Source organism: Autumnicola edwardsiae (genome assembly GCF_031846505.1).
GTDB lineage: Bacteria > Bacteroidota > Bacteroidia > Flavobacteriales > Flavobacteriaceae > Autumnicola > Autumnicola edwardsiae.
Genome location: NZ_JAVRHP010000050.1, coordinates 1 through 25,150 on the forward strand (window position 1 = coordinate 1; position 25,150 = coordinate 25,150).

14 protein-coding genes are annotated in these 25,150 nt (G+C 40.0%); 11 read left to right on the top strand and 3 right to left on the bottom strand.

Going from position 1 to position 25,150, the window contains the following annotated elements; genetic code table 11:
• A partial coding sequence (locus RM529_RS10545; RefSeq protein WP_311484757.1) for a sodium:solute symporter family transporter occupies positions 1-1,310 on the bottom strand: 1,310 nt, incomplete at its 3' end.
• Positions 1,311-1,321: 11 nt separating this feature from the next.
• Positions 1,322-2,446 carry a glycoside hydrolase family 26 protein gene (locus RM529_RS10550; RefSeq protein ID WP_311484758.1) on the bottom strand — a complete coding sequence of 375 codons (1,125 nt, stop codon included), beginning with the start codon at positions 2,444-2,446 and terminating at the stop codon, positions 1,322-1,324.
• 209 nt (positions 2,447-2,655) lie between these two features.
• On the opposite strand from RM529_RS10550, the gene RM529_RS10555 reads away from it, so the two are divergent.
• From RM529_RS10555 to RM529_RS10585, 7 genes are all read left to right on the top strand, one after another.
• Entirely contained in the window at positions 2,656-3,528 is an 873-nt protein-coding gene (locus RM529_RS10555; RefSeq protein WP_311484759.1) for an AraC family transcriptional regulator, read from the top strand.
• Positions 3,529-3,571: 43 nt separating this feature from the next.
• Complete coding sequence (locus RM529_RS10560) at positions 3,572-4,669, top strand: glycoside hydrolase family 5 protein (protein WP_311484760.1); 1,098 nt, start codon at positions 3,572-3,574, stop codon at positions 4,667-4,669.
• A 347-nt stretch (positions 4,670-5,016) separates the two neighbouring features.
• Entirely contained in the window at positions 5,017-8,142 is a 3,126-nt protein-coding gene (locus tag RM529_RS10565) for a SusC/RagA family TonB-linked outer membrane protein (RefSeq protein ID WP_311484761.1), read from the top strand.
• A 13-nt stretch (positions 8,143-8,155) separates the two neighbouring features.
• Positions 8,156-9,700 (top strand): RagB/SusD family nutrient uptake outer membrane protein, encoded by a 1,545-nt coding sequence (locus RM529_RS10570; protein WP_311484762.1) that lies wholly within the window; start codon positions 8,156-8,158, stop codon positions 9,698-9,700.
• 23 nt (positions 9,701-9,723) lie between these two features.
• Positions 9,724-10,806 (top strand): hypothetical protein, encoded by a 1,083-nt coding sequence (locus RM529_RS10575; RefSeq protein ID WP_311484763.1) that lies wholly within the window; start codon positions 9,724-9,726, stop codon positions 10,804-10,806.
• Positions 10,807-10,841: 35 nt separating this feature from the next.
• Positions 10,842-13,193 carry a fasciclin domain-containing protein gene (locus RM529_RS10580; protein WP_311484764.1) on the top strand — a complete coding sequence of 784 codons (2,352 nt, stop codon included), beginning with the start codon at positions 10,842-10,844 and terminating at the stop codon, positions 13,191-13,193.
• Between the two features lie 106 nt (positions 13,194-13,299).
• Positions 13,300-14,505 carry a glycoside hydrolase family 27 protein gene (locus RM529_RS10585; RefSeq protein ID WP_311484765.1) on the top strand — a complete coding sequence of 402 codons (1,206 nt, stop codon included), beginning with the start codon at positions 13,300-13,302 and terminating at the stop codon, positions 14,503-14,505.
• 98 nt (positions 14,506-14,603) lie between these two features.
• Here the strand turns inward: RM529_RS10585 and RM529_RS10590 are convergent, their stop codons facing one another.
• Positions 14,604-15,953 (bottom strand): AGE family epimerase/isomerase, encoded by a 1,350-nt coding sequence (locus RM529_RS10590; RefSeq protein ID WP_311484766.1) that lies wholly within the window; start codon positions 15,951-15,953, stop codon positions 14,604-14,606.
• A 140-nt stretch (positions 15,954-16,093) separates the two neighbouring features.
• Here RM529_RS10590 and RM529_RS10595 point away from each other — a divergent pair, with 140 nt between their 5' ends.
• The 4 genes from RM529_RS10595 to RM529_RS10610 all read left to right on the top strand — a co-directional run.
• On the top strand, positions 16,094-18,592 hold the full coding sequence (locus RM529_RS10595; RefSeq protein ID WP_311484767.1) for a glycoside hydrolase family 9 protein: 2,499 nt from the start codon (positions 16,094-16,096) through the stop codon (positions 18,590-18,592).
• Positions 18,593-18,600: 8 nt separating this feature from the next.
• A complete protein-coding gene (locus tag RM529_RS10600) occupies positions 18,601-19,590 on the top strand; it encodes a glycosyl hydrolase (protein WP_311484768.1) in 990 nt (329 codons plus the stop codon).
• Complete coding sequence (locus RM529_RS10605) at positions 19,568-21,544, top strand: glycoside hydrolase (RefSeq protein ID WP_311484769.1); 1,977 nt, start codon at positions 19,568-19,570, stop codon at positions 21,542-21,544. The genes RM529_RS10600 and RM529_RS10605 overlap by 23 nt, the downstream gene beginning before the upstream one ends.
• Before the next feature lie 232 nt (positions 21,545-21,776).
• A partial coding sequence (locus RM529_RS10610; RefSeq protein WP_311484770.1) for a PAS domain-containing protein occupies positions 21,777-25,150 on the top strand: 3,374 nt, incomplete at its 3' end.

Sequence of the window (25,150 nt, forward strand, 5' to 3'; positions counted from 1 at the left end):
CATTGCAATATAGAATTTACATCCTGAACAAAGAACCCCAGAATAATACTAATAATAACCACTACTATCCCGCTACTATAGTTCATCATCTTAACCTTCGAGGACGAAGCCTGCGGATTTTTATATTTTAAATAGATGTCATTTACGAGGTAAGCCTGGGCAGCGTTTAAGGTTCCTGCAAAAGTAGACATAAATGCAGCCAAGAGACCCGCCAGAAGCAGCCCCAGTAATCCTACCGGCACAAATTGCTCTATGGACGCAGGAAGGACTTTTTCAAAATCTAGGAGCCCTGCGGTTGTAAGGTCCAGTCTATCATAGAAGAGAACTGCCAAAATTGAGAAGCCACCTACCATTAAGTACCTGGTAGGCATAAGGGCGAAAATTGAAAAAGCACTCATTTTTGCAGCTTCAAGAGGAGATTTAGTAGAAAGTATCTTCTGCATATCATAATTAGGTGCCGGCCCTGCGATACTTGCCAATATTCCTTTAAAGACCATGAGCATAAAAAAGATTCCGAAGAGTGAATATCCATCAGAAACAATTTTTGTATTCACTTCATCAATAATTCCGCTCCAATCCAGGTTCAGTTCCCAATTGAAAAAGGGGTTAAGCCATCCATCGGGAACATTAAGCGTGTTCTCCCCTACCGCGAGCCATGCGATTACGGCAATGGCAATAGAAGAGACGGTCATTATTGTATATTGAAGCAAGTCTGTCCACACAATACCAGACATTCCTCCCAAAACAGAATAAAATACAGCAAATAATGTAAAAATAGTACCATAAAAGTGTGGTATGTAAGCGGGTGGTATATCAAAAGGAATGTATGCAGAAACTATTTCCCAGGGAATAAAGATTTCTACAAATTTCCCCAGCCCGATAAATCCATACGCAAGGAAACCGAGACAACTAAGTATTGCAAAAACTACTATTATAGCGTGAGAACGTCTCCCTCCTTTCCCACTACTAAAGCGAAAAAGAATCCATTCGGCACCTGTGGTCACATTGGATCGTCTAAGCCAGGCTGACAAATATATCATAAGAAAAACCTGGTTAAAGACCGGCCAAAGCCATGGGATCCATATACTTTTAAAGCCATAGACAAAGGTTAAGGTAACCAGCCACATCGTACCAGAGATATCAAACATACCGGAAGCATTAGAAAGTCCCAGCATGTACCAGGGAAGACTTTTCCCCCCAAGCAAGTAATCATCTTTACTCTTTTGTGCTTTTTTTCGTAATGCCAGTCCTATTAAGATAGTTCCTACGAGATATGCCAGAATTATGGCAATGTCTAAACCTTGTAGCATTAATGTTTTTTTTAATTAAAAATATATTCTACTTCATCTAAAAACAGAATCTCTTCAAACGACTCAAATTCTTTGAAATCCTCTTCAGAAATTTCTCCTTTATACGTAGAAAAATAATGGGAAGGACTATCATTCCTCCAAAGCAGAACCCATGAAATACCGGAATTTTTAATTCCCGGATAAAGAACCTGTGTCCACCAATTTTCTCCTTCACCAAAATTATTGTTTCCTGTTTCTGAAAGCGCATACGGCTTATTTGTTAGTCCTGCCTTTCTCTTTACAATCTCCAGATTCGATTTTAAATTTTTAACAAATACTTCATCACCTCCGTGATTGTAAATATCCACTCCAAGAATATCTACATAGGCATCACCCGGATAATACTTCTCGTACTCCTCCTCACTGGAAACTATATTGGGAGAATAAGCATAAAGCAGGTTGTGAACACCATTAAACTGCAAGAGCTCCAGGGTTTCCTTCCATAACTGCTTATAGTCTGCATTTGAAACATTGCCCTCACCCCACCAGAACCATCCGCCATTCATTTCATGGTATGGTCTAAAGATCACAGGTATAAATTTACCATTATCGTCCTTTAGAGAAAGAAAGAAGTTAGAGATCCTCTTTACCCAAAGCTCATATTTTTCCCGCTGCGAACCACCGGTCAATATTTCTGAAACAGCGGAAGAAGGATCCCAGGAACTCTTGTTTGTTACAGGATTATCCAGGTGCCAGCTAAAAGTGATAATAGCCCCTTTTTTATGCATCTCCCTAATATGATCTTTCATAAGAGCAAAAGACACCGTATCCAGGTTATAACTTTCACCAAGTTCTATGTGCCCAAGGTCAAAACCATGAACTGCAGGAAGTTTTCCAGTGACGTCCTTAATATCACTTTTTATTTCCTGTGGATTATCTTCATGCTTCCAACCTATACCATAAGCTGTCGCATCCTGGTGTCCAAATGCAATTCCTTCCTTTCCAATTTCACTGACGCGCCGGTAAAGAATTTTAGTTTCCCTCGTTGCATCTTTATCGGCCAAAACTATGGTGTCAGCATCAAAAGTACGTAACGGCCCACATGATATGAACATTGAAAATGTAAAAACAGCAACTAATCTGACAAAATTTTTCATGATATTGTTCTAAATCTGTATAGAAGTGACAAATAATTTTCATTTTAAGAAAAGCTTATAGTATCTTTAACCTTTCCTTTTTTTACGAGAAATTACTTTTACAAGCTAAAATTTATGTTAACCCAAAATTAAAACGATTGAGATTATAATATTAATATCATTTTGTCAATTTATAATCAAATTAATAGTTGATCTTAAAACTTTTTTAAATGCATAAAGATATCCATAGAGAAATCACTCAACTTTCACCTGAAGACAGTTTCCTGGTTTTCGACAGAGTAAAGGACGATTTTGATTTTCCTATCCATTTTCACCCGGAGTACGAACTTAATTTTATTGCCAACGGTAAAGGGGTAAGAAGAATTGTTGGAGACAGCATGGAAGAAATTGAGGATATCGAGTTGGTTTTAGTGGGCCCAAACCTTCAGCATGGCTGGGAACTACACAACTGTAAAAGCACAGCCATACACGAGGTCACTATACACTTTCACAACGACCTTTTTGACTCTAAGCTCTTGAGCCGAAGAATCATGAAACCAATAAAAGACATGTTCGAAAGGTCTGCTCACGGTATTTTATTTTCAGGAAAAATTTCAGAGGAAATCAAACCCAAAATTCAGCGATTATCAAAAATTGATAGCATTGATTACTTCCTGGAATTTATATCTGTCTTGCACGACCTGGCAAATTCCAGAAAACAAAGGCTTTTATCAACATACATTTCGGATAACAAAAATTTTGAGAATAGTGAAAAAATAAAAACAATCTATGAATTTGTACAGGAAAACTATCAGAATAAAATAAGCCTGGAAGAAATGTCGCAATTGGTGAACATGAGCCAGGTCTCCTTTAATCGTTTTATAAAAAAGAGAACCGGAAAAACTTTTATTGAATACGTAAATGACACGAGAATAGGATACGCAGCAAGATGGCTTATAGAAAAAGATATGAGTATTGCTGAAATTGCATTTAATTGCGGTTTTAATAATATCGCTAACTTCAACCGTGTCTTCAAGAAAACTAAAAATTGTACTCCCAGTCAGTACAGAGAAGAATTTAGCGGAATTAAACGAGTCCTTTAATTTATTATACTATTTTATCATGACTATTAACAAAAGAACATCTTTGCTTCTACTATTACTTCATTTCTTTCTCTTTACTGCTTGCTCTCCATCGCAGGAACCTGTGAAAGATGAAGAAAACATCGTGGAAGAAGAAGCCCCGTTAGATAACGAGGAAACAGGGACAGACGAAGACACCAATCCTGAAGAGGAACCACAGGAAGAAACAGAAGAAGAAACAGAAGAAACTGAGGATGACATCGAAAATGAAACACCTGTGGCACTGCATGGGCAACTCAGCATACAAGGAAAAAACCTGGTAGATCAAAATGACGAAAACATTCAGCTAAGAGGAATGTCCCTTTTCTGGAGCCAGTGGGAACCGGAATTTTACAATTTTGAGACTGTAAAAAACCTCAAAGAGGGCTGGGATGTAAACGTAATAAGAGCTGCAATGGCCATTGAACATGACGGGTACTTACAGAACCCTGAAAGGGAAAAACAAAAAGTTTACCGGGTAATCGATGCCGCTATTGAGTTGGGAATCTATGTAATTGTAGACTGGCACGACCATCACGCCGAAGATCACACTGAAGCATCAAAAGCATTTTTTAAGGAGCTCGCAAATAAGTACGGAGATCAACCTAATCTTCTCTATGAAATTTACAACGAACCCCTGGAAGTATCCTGGAGCAATGTTTTGAAGCCTTATCATGAATCAATAATTTCAGAAATACGGGAACAGGATCCGGATAATATTATTATATGTGGAACTCCTCGCTGGTCACAAAGAGTAGATCTCGCTGCTGAAGATCCGATTGAGGAAAGTAATATTGCCTATACACTCCATTATTATGCAGCCACACATAAAGAAGAGCTGAGAGCTATTGCCAGAAAAGCATTAGATAATGACCTACCGCTTTTTATTACAGAATTCGGAACCACCCTTGCTAATGGCGATGACGAAATTAACGCTGAAGAAGCTCATAAATGGTGGGATTTTGCAGAAGAAAATAACATCTCCTGGTGTAATTGGTCTATTGCGGACAAAGATGAAATGTCTGCAGCTATAAAACCCGGGACAACAGCCGATCAACTTAAAAATGATGAGGTGCTAACTGAATCTGGAGAGTTGGTTAAAGCAGAACTTACGCATCAATAGAAGAGATGTACGACCCCGCAAATTATAACAGTTAAGGTTTAACACAAAGAAGATTATTTAAGTCTAAAAATTTTAACAAAGTTACTACATAGCTGAAAATTAACATATTTTTCAAACTCAAACTTCTGTAAAACAAATAATTAAGTATAATTAACATCTACAGCAGATGTCGATATAGCAAAAATAACACAACTAAATGATAAAATAATATTAACTGAGACTTAACTTTCAAACTAAATTTGAGAACTATTAAAAAAAGGGGCTGTATTTTAAGTATGTTCTTAAATATGAACAAAAAAAATCCTAAACCCATAATTGTTTAAATTAAATCAAACAATTTTATTCTTATGCACATTAAATTACTTAAAAGTAAAGGCTGTTTAAACAGAAGAGGCAGGATGCTCCTCTTCGCAGCGTTTTGTTTAATCACCCAACTAGGCTTCGCCCAGGAAACTGTTTCAGGTAATGTTACAGACGCCCAGGGAATGCCTTTGTTAGGTGTAAACGTTATTGAAAAAGGAACCAATAATGGAACCACCACGAATTTTGATGGTGAATTTGAACTTGCCATTGGCGAAAGCGGCGTAATCGTTTTTAGTTTTGTTGGATTCCTGACCCAGGAAGTTACGGTTCAGGGAGGCGAACAAATTAGTGTTACGCTGGATGAAGATTCACAAAGTCTTCAAGAGGTAGTGGTTATTGGGTATGGAGCCCAATTGGAAGAAAACATCACGGGATCTGTATCTAAGATAGGTTCAGAATCTTTTGAGAATGTTCCTCAGGTAAGTGTGGACCAGCTTATGCAGGGACGTGCTTCCGGGGTAATGGTAACTAAAAACTCCGGGCAACCTGGTGCTGCTGTTTCTGTTAGAATTCGTGGGGTAAACACCATCACCGGTTCCAGTGAGCCTCTTTATATTATTGATGGAGTACCGGTTTCTGGTGAAGCAGGAGCAGAAGGTTTAAGTCCTTTAGCAGCACTTAACCCTAATGACATTGCAGACATCAATATTCTTAAAGATGCCTCAGCCACTGCAATTTATGGATCCAGGGGGTCTAACGGGGTTGTATTAATTACCACTAAAAAAGGTAAAATTGGCCAGGGCAGGTTGGCTTACAATACCTACACTGCAATTCAGCGTCCTACAAACAAAATTGATGTAATGAACCTGCAGCAATATGCTGTACACCAGAATAATGTTTCAGAGATCTACGACCTGAATGAGCAAATGGAATTTTTATTTCCAAATCTTTTAGGTCCGGGAACTGATTGGCAGGCACAAATATTTGATGATGCCCTTCAGCAAAACCATGAAATATCTTTTTCCGGAGCAACTGAAAAGATAAACTATTTTATCTCCTCTTCTTACACAGATCAGGAAGGAACTGTAATTGGCTCCGGTTTTGACCGTATAACCGTACGCGCAAACGTTAACGGAGAAGTTAATGACTGGATTAAAACAGGTATTAACATTTCTGCCAGTAGAACTAACGACAAGGTGACTTTGAACAACGCCAGTAATGGTATCATTTCACTTTCGTTACTGAACAACCCGGCTACCGCAGTTTACAATCCTGATGGATCTTTTGCGGGACCCGTTACGGCTGATGAGATTGCATACGGAACAAGAAACCCAATTGCTGAAGCTTTAAACATTGAAAATACAATTCAAAGAAACAGGGTGTTCGGTAACCTTTTTGTTGAATTTGATCTTCATGACAACTTAAGTCTTAGAAGTGAATTTGGTGGAGATTTTGGAAACAATCTACGTGACCAGTTTCAGCCTACCTTTACTTATGGCGCCTTGGAAAGAGGCCAAAACCTTTTAAATTCAGGCAGGGAAAATAACGATTTCTGGATCATAAAAAACCTGCTAACTTATAACAATTCTTTCGGAAGTGACGATAATCATGACCTTACAGTATTGCTTGGGCAGGAAGTTCAGGAGTCTACCTGGGAAGGAATAAGTGCACAGGACGGAGATTTTGTTGGTAACGATGTGCCAGTTCTTGGTACAGGTGACGCAGCCGATATTGCTGACCAGTATATAGGAAGCTCTGCTTTGGAGTCTTACTTTGGACGGGCTATTTATTCTTATGATAATAGATTTAACATTACTGCCTCATTCAGGGCAGATGGTTCTTCAAAATTTGCAGAAGGAAACAGATGGGGATACTTTCCTTCTATCTCTGCATCATGGAGATTATCGAATGAAGCCTTTATGGAAGATTTTGATGTTTTACAGAACATAAAAATTTACGGTGGTTATGGAGAAGTAGGTAACCAGAATATTCCAAACTTCGCATATGGAGTACGACTTAATACAATGAATACAGATTTAGGTACAGGATTTGAATATGCTAACTTCGAAAATCCAGACCTTACCTGGGAATCTTCTACACAAACAAACCTGGGAGTTGATTTTTCCTTCCTAAACAGGAGATTAGGCACAACAATTGAAGTCTATAATAAAGTGTCAAGAGATTTCTTATACCAACTCGCAGTTACAGATTTTGTTACCGGAGGAAATTCTCCCGGAGCTATTGCTGCACCATGGGTAAACCTTGGAGAAATGGTAAACAGAGGGATCGATGTCACCTTAAGCTATAGTACTTTAGGAGAAAGCGATTTCAACTGGAACTCAACTTTAACTTTTTCACACTACAAGAACGAGGTAAATGAATTGTTGGGAGACCTTGTAATTAACGGGCAGTTGTACATCAGTGATTCCAACGAGAATATTACAAGAACAGAGGTAGGGCAGCCGGTTGGTATGTTCTATGGCTATGAAGTGGAAGGTCTTTTCAGAACCACAGAGGATATTCAAGGTGCTCCAATTCAGTTTGGAAGACCTTTTGAAGATGCTCTCTTTGACACTAACTGGTTGGGGGATATTAAATACAGAGATGTTAATGGAGATGGTGTAATAAATACTGACGACAGGACACAAATTGGTAACCCGCATCCAGATTTCACTTTTGGTTTCCAGAACACATTTACCTATAAAGCATTTGATCTCTCAGTATTCTTACAAGGATCTTACGGTAATGACATCTTTAATGGTGTAAAAAGAACTTTAACTGCAGGAAGTAGTTACTACGTTAATCAGGATCCAATAGTTCTTGACTATTGGTCTGTAAATAATCCAGATGGAGACCAGCCAAGATTGGTGAGAGGTAGTGAAAGTAACCCGAACATTAGAATTTCTGATAGGTACATCGACGACGGTTCCTATTTGAGGATCCAAAATCTCTCTTTAGGTTATACACTACCTGCTGACGCTGCTGAACAAATGGGACTAAACAGATTGAAAATATACGGAAGTGTACAGAACCTGTTTACTTTTACAGATTATGACGGATATGATCCTGAAGTAGGGACATTTAATCAGAATGCACTATTAATGGGTGTAGACAATGGACGTTATCCTTCTCCCAGAATCTTTACCCTGGGACTTAATGTTGAATTATAAAAAAAATAGATAAATGAAGAATTTAATTAAATCAAAGGTCTTAGTATTGGTTGCTCTTTCAGCCGTACTATTTTTCCCTTCCTGTAGTGAGGACTTTCTGGACAGACCGCCGGAAGATTCCTACAGTGTAGACAATTTTTATCAGACTAACCGTCAGGTAGCCTCTGCATCAAACCACTTATACTCAAAGCCATGGTTTAACTTTATCAGTAACGTTGCCTGGCCAATTGGAGAAATTGCATCTGGTAATGCCAGGACATGGGATGCAAGAAATCAGGAATTTTCAAACTACTCCATAACCGGAGCTCACGGTACATTAACCCAGGCCTGGGAATCCCTTTATGCTGTTATTGCTCAATCAAATTCAGTAATAAATACTTTGCCAACAGCTGTAGGTCCAGATATTTCTGAAGTTGTAGTTAATAATTCCATAGCAGAAGCACGTTACATAAGAGCCACTGCATATTTCTATTTGGTACGTATCTTTGGATCTGTTCCAATCCTTGCAGATAATACAGATTATGTATTAGAGCCTGTTGTAGCTCGTAATCCTGTAGAGGATGTTTATGAGTTCATTAAGCGTGACTATCAATTTGCTATTGAAAATCTTTACGACAGAACAACAGACACCGATATCCAGGCAGGAAGGGTTTCCAGTAACTCAGCTAAAGCCGCATTATCTAAAATTTATTTGTACGAAGAAAATTGGTCAATGGCGTACCAGCTTTCCAATGAAGTAATCCAGTCTGGTGAATTTGCACTTTTAGAAAATTATAACGACCTGTTTTTAGAAGATAGTGATAATAATGTTGAATCAGTATTCGCTTTACAATGGGCAAATACGGGAATCTATGCTGAAGGAAATGCAATACAATCATTTTATGCTTCGGCAGGTATTACAGGATTTTCAGACGGTTGGGCTGCTTTAGGGCCATCAATCGACCTACAGGAATCGTATGAGACTGGAGATGAACGCTATTATGCAACAATTATGGAACCAGGAGCATTTTATCCTAGCATAAACGGAGGATTTACGGTTCCGGAAACTATAAACCACCAGGGAACCAACGTTGGTATTAAGAAATACGTTATTGGAAATCCATCTAACGGAGCTTCTCAGAGCTACCCTAACAACACGTACATACTGCGTTATGCTGAAGTATTATTGATTAATGCTGAAGCAGCCATTATGGGTGGAGGTCCGGTTCAGGAAGGAGTTGAATCCTTTAACCAGGTTCGCACAAGAGCAGGACTTGACCCAATCCAAAACCCGGATATTGAAGATATCTTCCACGAAAGAAGAATTGAACTGGCCTTAGAACTTGAATTTTGGTATGACGTAGTTAGACGCGGACCGGAATTTGCCATAGAATTCCTTGGTAACATAGAAAGGGGACCATACAATAATGATACGACCCCTCCTACGGTTGACTCAGAACAATTCGTTCCCACAGCAGAGGATTTACTGTACCCTTACCCTACCAGTGAGATTCAGAGTAATCCAGCATTGTTAGAGGATCCGGTTCCTTATGATTTTGATGCAAATACCGCTGAATAAAATTAACTTAAAAAATATTAATTATGAAAAGAACAAACTTTAAAACGAAGGCTGTACCTCAGTTCTTGTTAATGCTCTTTATAGTAGTCTCTTTAGTCTCCTGTGATAGTGATTTTGACACGAAAACTCCCGGAACAGCAGTTGCACCACCCGTGATCCATAGTGTAAGCGAGGCAAGAGAGGACGCTCCTGTTACTCAGGGTGTACTACAGAATACTTATATTATAAGAGGGGAAAATTTAGCTAGTTTAGTAGCCGTTTATTTTAATGGCTACCGGACTAGCTTTAACCCGGCTTTAACGACAGATAACTTAACTTTCGTATCGGTTCCTGAATTCGCACCTTATGTGGGACAGGATAATATATTGAGGTTAGAAAACCTTTATGGTTCTACAAACTATGATTTTTCTCTTTTAACTATTGAGGACTTTACAGAAGGAACTACTGAAGACGGAGTTAAAACCGTAACTCTTATTGGTGGAGATTTCACCGAAACTTCAGAAGTTACTTTTACTTCCGGTACCGAAGAAGAAGGTAATCTTGTAGAACGGCCAGCTGAAATTCTTTCTGTTTCTGAAACTGAAGTTACGGTGATAGTACCAGATGGCGTGGAACAGGCGTATATCAACCTGGAAACTTCAAGAGGTGCAAGCGCTCAATCTGACTCTTATGGTTTTACATATTCTGTTTTTATTGATCAGCTAAACCCAGAGTGGTCAATGAGCCAGTGGGGTGGAACCTTTGACCTGGAAGCAACAGATCCCGCCTTGGGGCAGTACTCCATCCAAAGCGTTCGGGAAGCCTGGTCTGGATTAACCTTTTCTCCAGAAACAGGAATACCTTTTAACCAATACTCGGCTATTACTGTTTCCGTATACGGTACAGGAGACCCTGGAGATATGGTAAATGTAGCAATAAACGACTTTGCCGGAACAGTAGGTGTAGAACTTATACCTGATCAATGGAATAAAGTAGTGATCCCAATGGCTAGTTTCTTTCCAACCGGCGGGGCTCCGGCGGTAATCAATAGAATAGATTTCCAGGAAGCATCCAACACAGGAAAGGCACAGTATATATTCTATGTTGACGATTTCGGTTTTCTATAGATCGATACGCCTGAATTATAAAAAAACATAAACAGATGAAATTAAATAAATTATATTACCTGTTATTACTTGCAGTGATAACGAGCTTTAGTTCCTGTGAGGACGACGACGACCTATACCCACAGTTGGGGGAAGATCCCAGGAACATAAATGAAATTCTTGCTGAAACTGCAGACGTATCGGTATTATACCAGTCTTTGGTCGAAGCAGAAATGGATTCAATTTTACGGGAAACATCTACCTATACGGTTTTTGCTCCCAGAAATGCAGCTTTTGACCAGGCAGATCTCTCTGGATTAGATGAGGAAGAAATGGAAAACCTGTTAAGCAACCACGTGTTGAGCACGGTTACGGCAGATTTTGCTTCTACCCTATCAACAGGTTATCGTCCCACAATGGCTACAGGACCTAATGGAAATTTCCTTAGCTTATATATTAATACTGAAGGCGAAACTACCTTAAATGGTGAGGTATCCATCGTTAACGAATCCTCAAACAAAGGAGCTACCAACGGAGTATTGCATGTTGTAGATGGAATTTTAACTCCTCCTGCTATTCTGGACCACGTAGAGGCAAATAACCAGTTTTCTACGTTTATGGAAGCAGTTGAGCTGGCCGGACTTACAGAGATGTTATCTGTAACTGAAGTTACAGACGCTGAGAATCCTGACTATCCATTGACAGTTTTCGCTCCTACCAATGCTGCATTTGAGAATTTTCTTGGCGACTTAAACGGTGCTTTTGGATGGACCACTTTAGCCGACATTCCAACAGATGTCTTAAGAAGTGTTCTTGAGCAGCATGTGATAGCAGGATCCAATTTGCTTTCTGCAGAAACTTTTGGAACCGAGCAAACACCGGTATCAGGAGAAGTATTTTCTATAAATGCAGAAGGTGTTGTTTCTGACGCCAGTTATACAGACGGTAATGTTACTATAGAGGACATTCAGGCTACAAACGGTGTTATTCATGGAGTTGATAAAGTTATTCTTCCTGATGCTGTTTTCCAGAGCATTCTGGACGAAACGCTAAACCTGAAAGAAAGAATTGAAGACAGAGGTTATACTTCTTTTATTGCTGCAGCTGAAAAAGCTGGATTAATGGAGACTTTGGAATCTGAAGAATTAACTGCTTTTATTCCATCTAATGCTGCATTCGATTCCTTCCTTTCAGTTATTGAGAACTTTGAAAGTCTTGAAGATTTTGAAACTCCGGAAGAAATTGAATTACTTAAAAGTGTACTGGAATATCATTTATATGAAGGTAGGTTAATGAGTAGTTCTTTGACCGACGGCCCGTTAACTACTGTACAAGGTGATGAATTGACTTTTGACACTGCTACAGGAAGGATTACTCCTTCTTATGAATTTGCTCCTAAAGCAACTTTAGAAACAACCAACATAGGTGCAAGCAACGGAGTCATACATCAAATAAGCAATGTGTTGGTTTCTGCTGAAGATGCAGGAGCACTAGGCTATCCAGTACCGGACACTGGCGCTCCAGAGTTTGCATTGCCAGTGTACTATGATGCTGTAGAATCAGGCTTCCAGGATACCTGGGATGGTTGGGGTGGAACTTACACCTACAATAGTACTGAAAATGTTTCCAATGGAAATAATGCTATAAAGCTTGAATACGAAGCAGGATCTTATGGTGCCCTACAAATTGGCGGTGCTAGTCCGGTTCCAGACATTTCTTCATATAGCACTTTCCATTTCTCTGCTTATGGCGCTGCAGGATCAGGTACTACAAATGTCTTAGTATCGTTATGTGACTGTGATGCCGGGGTGGAAATCCAGGTAGTCGAAGGAGAATGGAACACATATTCTATTCCAATTAGCAGTTTTACCGATACATCATTAGGTGCTATTAGGTTTAAAAATAATGAAGATGCGGCCAGCACTATTTATCTTGATGATATAGGTTTTGACCTACAGGCTCCTGCCGCTCCAAGTTTTGCTTTACCCATCTATTTTGATGAGGGTGCAGAATCTGGATTTAACGATACCTGGGATGGCTGGGGAGGCACCTACACCTGGGCCAGCACAGAACAGGTTCAGGATGGAACTACAGCTGTTAAGTTGGAATATGATGCAGATTCTTATGGTGCCCTTCAAATAGGTGGTGCAGATCCTGTACCGGACCTTTCAGGATATTCTACTTTTAATTTCTCTGCTTACGGTGCTCCTGGTTCCGGAACTAAAACCCTGTTGGTATCCCTTTGTGGATGTGATGCGGGAGTAGAAGTTCAGGTAGTGGAAGGTGAATGGACAGACTATAGTTTACCTTTGTCCTCTTTTACTGATACTTCTTTAGGCGAAATAAGAATTAAAAATAATGTAAGTGATTCTTATACTATTTACGTTGATAACATAGGATTCAACTAATAAAAAAGGATCAGCTTTTAATAGTATTCCCTGTAAAATTCATTTTTTTACAGGGAATATTTTTTAGATGAAAGAGTAAATACCCAATTAATTAAAAGAAAACCAAATGAAGAATAAGATATCACTACTACTCTGCCTCCTTATAGGTTTGAGCGGTTATTCACAGAAATTCGAAGGATTGGCAGATACTCCGCCTATGGGATGGAATACATGGAATACCTTCGCCTGTGACATTAATGAAGACCTCATAAAAGAAACAGCCGATGCCATAGTGTCAAGCGGGATGAAAGAAGCCGGTTATGAATATGTTATTATTGACGATTGCTGGCACGGGGAACGTGACGAAAAAGGCTTTATCCAGGTGGATCCTGAACGATTCCCTTCCGGTATGAAAGCCCTTGCAGATTATGTACATTCCAAAGGCCTCAAAATCGGAATTTATTCTGATGCAGGAACGCAGACTTGTGCCGGTGAACCCGGTAGCCGAGGCTATGAATATCAGGACGCTATCCGGTACGCGGAATGGGGTATTGATTATTTAAAATACGACTGGTGCAATACAGAAAACATCAACCCGATTGGAGCTTACAGTACCATGCGTGATGCACTATACAGCGCCGGCAGACCTGTTCTTTTTGCAATGTGTGAATGGGGAGACAATCAGCCCTGGGAATGGGCAAAAGATGTTGCCCATATGTGGAGAACTACCGGCGACATTTATAACTGCTGGAATTGCGAAGAAGATCACGGCAGCTGGTCCTCCTGGGGTGTTCTTAGAATTCTGGATATGCAGGATGGGCTAAGAGAATATGCCGGTCCCGGTCACTGGAATGATCCCGATATGATGGAAGTTGGTAACGGAATGAGCCAAAGTGAGGATCGTGCCCATTTTACCATGTGGAGCATGTTGGCCGCTCCCCTTATTGCCGGTAACGATGTACGAAATATGACTCCGGAAACAGTAGAAATCCTTACCAATGAGAAAATGATCGCTATAAACCAGGATTCTCTGGGTGTTCAGGCTTTTAAATATAATTCGGAAGACGGACTGGAAACATGGTTCAAGCCTCTAAGCAATGGGGAATGGGCCGTTACTTTCCTCAATCGGTCAGATGAGCCAGGAAAAGTGAATTTTGACTGGGAGAGTAAGAAGATTGAAGATCCTCATTTCGACTATGCAGTAGATTTTAGTGAAGTTACCTACAGTATAGAGGATATTTGGAATGAAAAAGAACTCAAAAACACCAAAAAAACATTAAAGGCTACTGTAGCACCACACGATGTGCTTACATTAAGGCTCAAAAAGAGTTAATAACACCCACAGGTATTACTATTTAAGAGGCCGTTCAAAAAAGACAATTATCGGCACTAAGAGTACGATAATGGTCATTTTTGAACCGCCTTTCTTTTTTATTCTCCCTCTTCTAATTTTAAAAAGCAATTGGTAAGTGCCCTAAAGTTATGGTACGCGGCTTTCCAGATATGCCCCTTAGAATCATCCCATACTTCGGGTTGAGCATCCAGCCCCCACTCATACCAGCCGCCGTAAAGCTCATCCATAAAGAAAAGTTGAGTGTAAACCCATAATTTATCAAAGTACTTTCTGTAATCTAGAGCATCTTCAGGAAAATAATGTTCCATAATTAATAAAGTATTTAAACCTTCAGCCTGCGACCACCAGTTCTTTTCATCATTAATAATTTCCAATTCTGTTGCACCTTCAAAATAATAACCACCATCATAAAAACCACCAATTTCCTCATCCCAACCTGTACTTAGGGCGTGATCTAACATTTTTTTCCCTTTCCGAAGTGTTAATTCTTCATCCAGCCCCAGGGCGTGGGTAGCTTCCAGCATCAAATACGCAGTTTCAACATCATGCCCAAAAGAAACGTGATCCAGGTAATAATGCTGCTGAATTTCTTCCCTGGACTTGTTTCTGAAACTTACCGGCGTCCAGTCGGGTTCAAAAAACAGGTTCATATATCCTTTTTCTGTGGTGATCGTGTCCCGAATGAGCACCAGCATCTCCTCCAGGCGTTCTGCCAATAATTCGTCCGGCCAAACCTGGTACAATTCGGTAAAAGCTTCGAGTAAATGAATAGAACTGTTTTGATCTTTATAACCAACATCTGAAGTCGACGGAAAATCAGGTGTACGCTTAATTGGTGTACCATCCAGGTTCAAAGACTGGTAATAACCCTTATATTCAGGATCGTGGCTATGCTCCTCCAGCCAATGGAACGCTCTTTTTGCCAATTCTAAAGCTTCTTCATTACCTGAAGCTCTGTAATAAGCCGCGAGTCCATAAATTGCGAAAGAATTACCGTAAGCCGTTTTCTCCTGCCCTTGTTGTAAAATAGGTTCTCCCGCCTTGGTAACCAATTGATAAAAACCACCATTTTCGGCATCCCACATTACATCCCTTAGAAACTCAAAACCATGCCTGGCATATTCTAAATATTTGTCCTTTTCTGCAAAAATTTCCGAAGCTCTGGCATTCGTCCATACATGTCGTGCCTGTGTTACTATCATTTTATTATGCTCCTCCCCCACTTTAAAATCATGAGTGATCTCACTGTAGTACCCACCATCTTCCTTGTCCAGAGTTAAAGGGTACCACTTTTCAAGAAGCTGTTCTTTTGCCGCATAACGTAGTCCTTTAATCAGGCGCTCATCATTTCCTTTTTTGTCCTGTTCCTGAGCGGCACAAGTTGAAATTGATAGTAGTGCCACAACAAAAAAAGCCGTAAATTTCATATATTTCATTTTTTCAGAATAAAGATAGGATAATAAGGATATTATTTATGCCTCTGATCATATCCTATACGAAAATGATAAAAAAGTATTAAGCATACCATTAGCCATTACCATAGTTTTATTCATTAAATTTTAGAAATATGAAAACAGTTTTACAAAGTCTAATTTGTCTTTGTTTTTTAAGCACTTATGCTCAACAAGTAAGTGATTCTTCCCAGGTTTTTACCATTAACGAGCAGGAATATCTTGAAATGCGCGGCGCAAACGTTATGCTGGCGCACGATTTTTATCCGGAAAGCCATCAGGGCGGTGTTGGTATTATCCAAAACGGGATTAGAGTTGCTACAAATGGTGACCTTAGGCTGGAGCCAACCCCCGGGCAATGGCAACCAGTACCTAAAGTTGGAGAAAGGCAGGTAGATCGTGGGAATAATGAGATTAGTGTGCACATGAGTTACCCCGATCCTTCCAAAAACAGAAAGGGCTTTAATCCTATTGAATATCCAGATCTTAATATGGAATACGACCTGAGAATTATACCTGAAGGAAAATCTTTCAGGATCGTTGTAGACCTGGAGCAGCCTCTCCCTGAAGAATGGGTGGGCAAAGTAGGCATGAATATCGAATTATTTCCGGGGATCCTCTTCGGAAAATCATATTATATGAATGATGAATTCGGAATATTTAACCTTCAGGCAAACGGACCGGGATTTTACAATGAAGATGGAGAGTTTGAGCTGGAACCAATGGCTACAGGCAATGAGCTTGTTATTGTTCCTGAAGATGAAAAGCAAACCCTGAAGATTGAAAATTTAAAAGACAATGAACTGCAACTACTGGATGGACGTGCAATGCACAGCAACGGTTGGTTTATTGTAAGATCACTTGTACCTGCAGATGTGACAGATAATGCCATAGAATGGTTAGTGACACCAAATGCGGTAGAAGATTTTACTTACAGCCCGGTCGTGCAGGTTTCGCAGGTAGGTTATCACCCTGCCCAGCAAAAGGTGGCAGTGATTGAAACTGATAAAAATGACAAAAATGTACAACAAGCTCAATTACTTCGTATTAACGAAGATGGAGGAACTACTGCAGTTAAATTAGAAAACCCTTCAGAATGGGGTAATTTCTTAAGGTATAATTATTACCAGTTAGATTTCACCGATGTTGAAGAGCCGGGAATGTATCAGGTAAAGTACGGCGACTATAAAACAGAACCGTTTAAGATTTCAGAAAACGTATATAAAAGAAACGTATGGCAGCCAACCTTAGAATATTTTCTTCCTGTGCAGATGTGTCATATGCTCGTAAACGATCGCTATAAGATTTGGCACGGCCGGTGCCACCTTGATGATGCCCGTATGGCCCCTACAGATCATAACCATTTTGACGGTTACATCCAGGGCAGTGAAACCCTCACAGATTATGCGCCAGGCAAATTTGTACCGGGTCTCAATCTTGGAGGCTGGCATGATGCAGGTGACTTCGATTTACGTGTAGAATCCCAGGCTTCTACCATTCAGGGGTTATCGCATATTTATGAACTTTTCAATATAGAATACGACAACACAAGTATAGATCAGGACACCAAAACTGTAGATATTCTTCAGCCCGACGGGAAAGCTGATATTCTACAGCAAATTGAACATGGTGCACTATCTGTTGTAGGAGGTTACAAAGCCCTTGGTCGCTTCTACAGGGGAATTATCGTTCCATCCCTGGACCAGTACATTTTGCTTGGAGATCCTGTAAACCATTCAGACGGCGAACCTTTTGACGAAGCTTTTGGTCAGGAAAATACCACAGAAAATGTTGACTGGGGACGGCCGAGAGACCAGGATGACCGTTGGGTTTTCACAGAAGATAACCCGAGAAGGGAACTTGGCGCAGCGGCAGGATTGGCTGCAACTGCACGAGCCCTAAAAGACTATAACCCTGAACTGGCGCAGGACAGCCGGGAAATTGCTGAAGAGGTTTGGAATATTACTGAAACCGACAATCCGCTAAACAAGATTGAACTGGCTGTAGAACTTCTACAAACCACCGGAGATCAAAAATATGCCGATTTTATAGTTGAAAACAGACAACTTATTACTGAGAATATAGAAAGGACCGGTTGGATTGTAGGACGCGCACTCCCTCAAATCGATAATAAGAGATTTAAAAAAGAAGTACGTGATGCTGTTAAGGAGTATTTAAGTGTAGTACAGGAAAGAGAACGAAAAACTCCATATGGTTTGCCATATGAACCCGATATCTGGGGAGCAGGTTGGGGTATCCAGAATTTTGGAGTAAGACAGTATTTCTTACATACCGGTTTTCCTGATATTTTCCCAAAAGATTATATGCTTCACGCTATGAATTTTGTGCTGGGAGTTCATCCGGGGGTTAACACCTCTTCCTTTGCTTCAGGAGTAGGTTCGCGATCTTTAACACAGGCTTACGGAATAAACCGCGGAGATTTCTCTTTTACCCCGGGCGGGATAGGATCTGGTACAGCACTAATACGTCCAGATTTTCCAGAACTTTTAGAGTGGCCTTTCCTATGGCAACAAACAGAATACGTATTGGGAGGTGGAACCACAGATTATCTATTTCTGATAATCGCTGCAGATAAACTTCTTAATCAACAATAAAATTAAAAATGAAAAAATTGATCTTAATATTGGTGCTCCTTGTTACCGGAAATTGCTTATCACAAAATCCGGTAAATAAAAACGCCACCAAAGAAGCCAAACAGTTGTTGGGCTACATCTACTCCCTTGGGGATAGAGTACTTTCGGGACAGCACAGCTACAATGAAGAGCCGGAAAGCTATTATAATTTAGCTGAAGAAATTTCAGGTAATTATCCCGCTGTTTGGGGAACAGATTTCTATTGGAACCGGGAAGAAAATCCGGGTGACAGGATTGTGGAAGCGGCTAAGAAAAAACATGAAGAAGGTGCAATTATCACTCTTATGTGGCACGTTGGCAGGCCTACAGACAATCCTCCTTTTGACTGGAGCACTAGTGTACAGGCCGAGCTTTCTGATAGAGACTGGGAGCAACTTGTTACTCCTGGAACTCCGCTCAACAAGCGTTGGCAGGACCAGGTAGACGTGGTTGCAGAATCTTTAAAAGAACTTCAGGAAGAAAACATTCCTGTTCTCTGGAGACCTTATCATGAAATGAATGGTGTATGGTTCTGGTGGGGAGATAAAAAAGGCGAAAAGGGTTTTAAAGAACTTTGGAAGATGTTGTACGATCGCATGGTCAATCATCATCAATTAAACAATCTTATCTGGGTCTGGAATGCCAATGGACCGAGGGATATTCCGCAGGATGAAGCTTTTCCTTATAATGAATTTTATCCCGGCCATGAATATGTGGATATTCTTGCTACAGATGTCTATCACTTCGATTACGAACAGAAAGATTACCAGGAATTGCTGGATTTAGCTGAAGGTAAACCTATTGCCCTAGGAGAGGTAGGACAATTGCCGAAAATTGCCATTTTGGAGCAACAACCAAAATGGTCATGGTTTATGGTTTGGTCTAATTGGTTAGAAACGGCAAATTCGCCTGAAAGAGTAAAAGAAATTTTTAATTATCCCAAAACAATTACAAGAGATGAAGTTGAAATCGAAGACTAGCCTTATCAGAAACATTTTACCGGCAATGATCCTGGTTACCATGCTGCTGGTATCAAAACAAACCAGTGCACAGGCCGAATTTACCACCTGGGGGAATATGACAGGAATACGGGTGGACAACCAGTTAATGGAATTTAGTACCAGCCTGGCCATAGTTAATAAAAACGACCGCACCTGGCGTACCCGAAAAGAAGGACAAACCATAGATTTTAAAAGAGATGGGCAGGAAAAGCAATTCTCCTACGAAATGCGGGACATAAAATGGACCAACTATATAGAATCCACCGGTAAAGGCGAAGCCCAAGTGGAAGTTAGCTTCAGCTCTCCAACAGATACTCTAATAAAAGGTGCATACTTCACCGTAGATCTTCCCGAAGAATTTGGAACAGAAACAGAATTCAGACTTATTTCTCCTGATAAAATTGGTCTCCGTGATATCCGTTCCAACTTTTCTGATGCAGGATACAAAGCACCTGCAAAAGGTATTATTGTAGAGTCGCCAACAAGGAAAATCGAAATCAATTTTACGGAACCTACTGAAGTTATTATTAAAACTGAAGATTCTTTAAACCCGGAGATCAGGTTAAATTTTGTTCTGGCTTCCGGCGAGGTAGAAGCCGGTAAGACCTATGCAAATACCTTTACCATTAAAGCAACCGGGGAAATTGATACCTCACCTCTAAACCTGAAAGTATATCCAGACCAGGAAGGAGATAAGTTTGACGGAATTGGAGGGAATTTCAGGCTTCAGAACCCCGAAACAGATCCTCAGGTAATTGACTATAGCCTTGAAAATCTAAGGGTTTCCTGGTCCCGTGTGGAAATGCCCTGGAGGGAATGGCATCAAAACGAAAATGAAGATCCTTTGGAAGAGGCCAGGAAAGGCAATCTCCATCCAAAAGTAAAGGAAGCTATGGAAATGGCGCAACGCCTGGACAAAAAAGGTATTCCTGTAATTCTTGCCGCGTGGTTTGCACCCAACTGGGCTATTATTGGAGAACCCTTTAAAGGGAAGCATCCCGATGGTACTATGGGGAACTCTCTTGATCTTTCCAAAGAAGAAAAAATCTACAACTCCCTTACCTCCTACATAAAATTCCTGAAAGAAGAGTACGGAGTAAAGACAGTAATGTTCTCTTTTAACGAATCTGATTTAGGAATAGATGTAAGGCAAACTGCAGAAGAGCATAATGAACTGATCAAGGAACTGGGAAAAAAATTCCGTTCTGAAGGTCTTGAGACAAAATTTCTCCTGGGAGACACGGCAGATGCAAATGGCTGGGATTTTACTACCCTTGCCTCTACAGATCCTGAAGCCATACCCTTTATTGGAGGAGTGTCTTTCCACTCCTGGAGAGGTTGGACGAGGGAAAACCTTATAAAATGGGCAGATATTTCCAATCGGGTAAATGCACCACTTTTTGTAGGTGAGGGAAGTATAGACGCCGGAGCATGGCGTTATCCGCAAATTTTTGAAGAACCCACCTATGCCCTGGACGAAATTGATGTTTACCTTAAAATCCTAAGAACTGCCACACCTTTAACTATTTTACAATGGCAACTCACTGCAGATTACTCTCCACTTTCCGGAGGCGGAATTTTTGGAAATGATGAGGATGAACTTTATCCAACTCAACGTTTTTATAATCTTGAACAGTTAGGTTCCACTCCAAAGGGACTTTTTGCTATTCCAATAAATAAGGACAAGGAAGCAGTTACGGCAGCCGCATTTGGTGACAAAAGCAAAGGATCCTATGCAATACATTTGGTAAACAAAGGAGCCACAAGAAACGTAAAACTAACCGGTCTGCCGGATAGTGTAAACAACATGGAAATCTATCTTACTAATAAAGAAAATTCCTACAAAAAAACAAAGACCGTAGAGGTTAAAAATGGAGAAGTGAATTTTGAACTTGAGGGAGCAAGTTATGTTTCCCTCTTCTCCAAGGATTAAGATAAAATACTGATAATGAGAAAGCAGCTCCTTTAAGGAGCTGCTTTTTTTGTTTTACTAATTCTATCCGGCATTTTTCATTTGCAAACTAGTAGCTCTTCAACTTAATTTTTAAAACGCAATGATTGAGAACTCATGGAAATTTTATACTTTGTTAATTATTTGCTAAAACGTGTAGCTCTAGAATATAGTTAGAAACTAGGATCGTATCCCTAAAACGACCTGAACTTATATGACTTTAAAAGAACTGAAGACTGTCTTCGAACTCTTCCCACTTGCCTCTGCTGTCATTGATCCCAATAATTTAACCATTCATCTGGCAAATCACAGGTATTATGAAATTACTGGCAGTTATATTATCTCAGGCGAAAACTATTTAAACGGCGAAAGCCCGGTAAAAGACCTGAACTTTTTTAAAGTCGAACATCAACAGGTTATCTTTCCGTCCCTGGAGAAAGTTTTACAATCAGCTTCGCCGGAAACGTTAGTATGCCCTCCATTTAAACATTCAGAAGAAGAAAGTGATTCTGAGGCCCCTTGCCTTAAGGTCACACATCAACCCATCCTGGACGATAATGAGAAAGTGATTTATATTCTTCAGACTATAGAAAATTCAGCTAAAAAACCGCAAAGAGAAGAAAAGGTTGAAAAAGATTTCAGGGTATTTATGAACAACTTTCCAGGCATTGCTTACCGTTGTTTACCAGATAAAGACTGGACGATAAAATATTTGAGTTCTAAGGTTGAAACAATAACCGGATACCCAATTGTAGACTTTATAGACAATAAAAAAAGAAGTTTTGCCAGTATTATTCATCCTGACGATTTAAACCTGACATATAAGGCTTTTGAACAGGTAAAGAAGAACAAACCTTTTTTCGCGGAATACAGAATAGTAAGAGCTGATGGTGAAATTGTATGGGTACAGGACCGCGGCTCCGGCATCTTTTCTTCTACAGGAGAACTTTTATTTATAGATGGTGTACTTATTGACATCACTGAAAGGCTGAAGCAACAAAGTAAAATCAATAATTACAACAGACGGTTTGAAGCTCTCGTTCAGGAAGCATCTGATATTATGACAATTTTGGATAAGAACGCAGCCATTACTTTCGCGAGTGCCAGTGCAGAAAAGATTTTAGGTTACTCTGTAGAAGAGTATCTGCAAAAAACTGTTTTTGACTTTATACATCCTAACGATGTCGATTTAGTACAGAAAAAATTTGCAGAACTTGATCATCAGAAACAGGTAAAGACTCCTCCGTTTCGTTTTATGAGCAAAAAAGGGGAATACCGATGGCTACAGTCAATGGCTACAGATTTACAGGACGATCCTGCTATACAAGGTATTGTGGTAAATTCTAAAGATATAACTACCCAATTTTTGCATAAAAAAGAGTTGCAAAAAGCCAATGAACGTTATCGCCTTGCGAACAAGGCCACTAACGATGCCTTATGGGATTATAACCTTATAAGCAAAGAAATACACTGGGGTGAAGGATACAAAAAGATCTTTGGGTATGAAGCCACCCACAACACCTTGGATTTAGATAATCCTTTATCTTACAAACCGATTCATCCCGAAGATGTAGAGGCCGTGGTTTCAAGCCTGCGCAAAGCTTTAGAAGATACTAATAAAGAGGACTGGAAAGCAAATTACAGGTATTTTAGAGTTGATGGCTCCCTGGCTGCTGTAGAAAATCGTGCTACTATTTTACGGAACAAAAAAGGTAAAGCAAAAAGAATTGTGGGCGCTCTTCACGATCTAAGTGAGGAAAAAAACCGGGAGGAACAAAAATCTCTTATCGCTGGAATCCAAAAAGACATTCATAACTCGGCCAGCTTTAAGAAAGGCCTTGGCAAAATGCTGGAACGCCTCACCAATTATTTTGAAGTAGATTTGGCTGAGCTATGGCTTACTTCTATAGATGATAAGCAGCTCAATCTTATTAGTCAAAAAACCACGACTACTCTGGGGGAACAATTTGTTAAGAGCAACAAAGAACATAAGGTTTTTCTTAAGGGGGAAGGCCTCCCGGGGGAAACATGGAAAAAAAAGACGCTTCAGTCCTGGGACAGAAATCACCTAGAGCTTTTAGAAAGAAAGAACAAAGATTTTACACGAGCCTATGGAATCCCCCTGAAAAGTGAGGAAGAAATAATTGGAGTTTTTGCATTTTTTAGCCAAACAAGTCAGGAAAATACACAGAAATTCAGGGAAATACTAGAAGCCATAAATGAAGAAATAGGCCTGGCTATCTTACACAGGAAAAAAGAAGATGAACTAAACAATTTTTTCAACCTCTCCAACGATTTGCTTTGCATTGTTGGCCTGGATGGTTACTTTAAGAGGGTTAACCCTGCATTTACAAGGAGCCTTGGGTATACTGAAAAAGAAATTTACAGTATACCCTACATGAAAATTATTCATCCTGAATATCGTGAAGCTGCAAAAAAAGAATTAGAAAAGCTTCAAGAAGGCGGAATGACTTCTTTTGAAGCAAAGTACTTTCATAAGAACCGCAGCATAGTATGGATTTCCTGGACCTCATCCCCTGTTCCCGGAGAAGGGCTTGTTTATGCCGTAGGTAAAAACATCACCCCTTCCAAGCGCTCTGCCCTGCAGCTCCTGGAAAGTACCCAAAGATTAAAATATGCTCAGAAAATAGCGAAACTCGGCTACTGGAGCCGGGAAATAAGGTGTCATGAATTTCAATGGACTGCAGAAGTATATAAGATCCTGGGGCGCACGCCGGGAGAATTTATTCCAAGCCTGGAAAATGTCACTAACCTATTTCATCCTGATGACCGGCATTTTCTCGAAAAAACTATACCAAAAGATCATTTTCAGGACTTCGAGCACCGCATCATTGCCCCTAACGGCAGAGTAAAGTGGGTTTTACAGCGTGTTAAACTAATTACAGACGAGCAAAACCGACCTTTGCGACTGGAAGGTATTATTCAGGATATTAACGAGAAGAAAGAAAAAGAACTCCAGATACATATTAGTAATAACCGTTTTAAGAAGGCCATGAAGGCTACAGAAGAAATGATATGGGATTGGGATCTTATTACCGATATCACAGTTCGCGGAAAGAGCTTTTATAAAGTCTTTGGTTTCAAATCTTCTTCCACCACTACTTCACAGGATTTCTGGTTCAGTAATATTCATCCTGAAGACAGGGAAGAAGTGAGAAAATCTCTTTACAAAGCGCTAAAAAGCAAGAAAAGGAAGAAATGGGCGATGCACTACAGGTTTATTAAAGCCAATGGCAAGCTGGCCCATGTTTCCGACAAAGCATTTATTGTGCGCAATAAAGAAAAAGAAGCCGTGCGCATAGTTGGAGCTGTTAGGGATATTACCCGTTCTAAGGAAATGATTCAGGAGATCCAGCTTCAAAATAAGCTTTTAAAGGATATCACCTGGATTCAATCCCATAAGGTACGGGCACCATTAAGCAGAATTATGAGTCTTGTAGAACTCCTTCCGGAAGCAAAAAATAAGCAGGATCAGGAGGAGATTCTTGATTACCTGGAGCATTCTGCACAAGAATTGGATGAAGTTGTAAAAAACGTAGTACGAAAATCAGAATATTTGGAGACAGA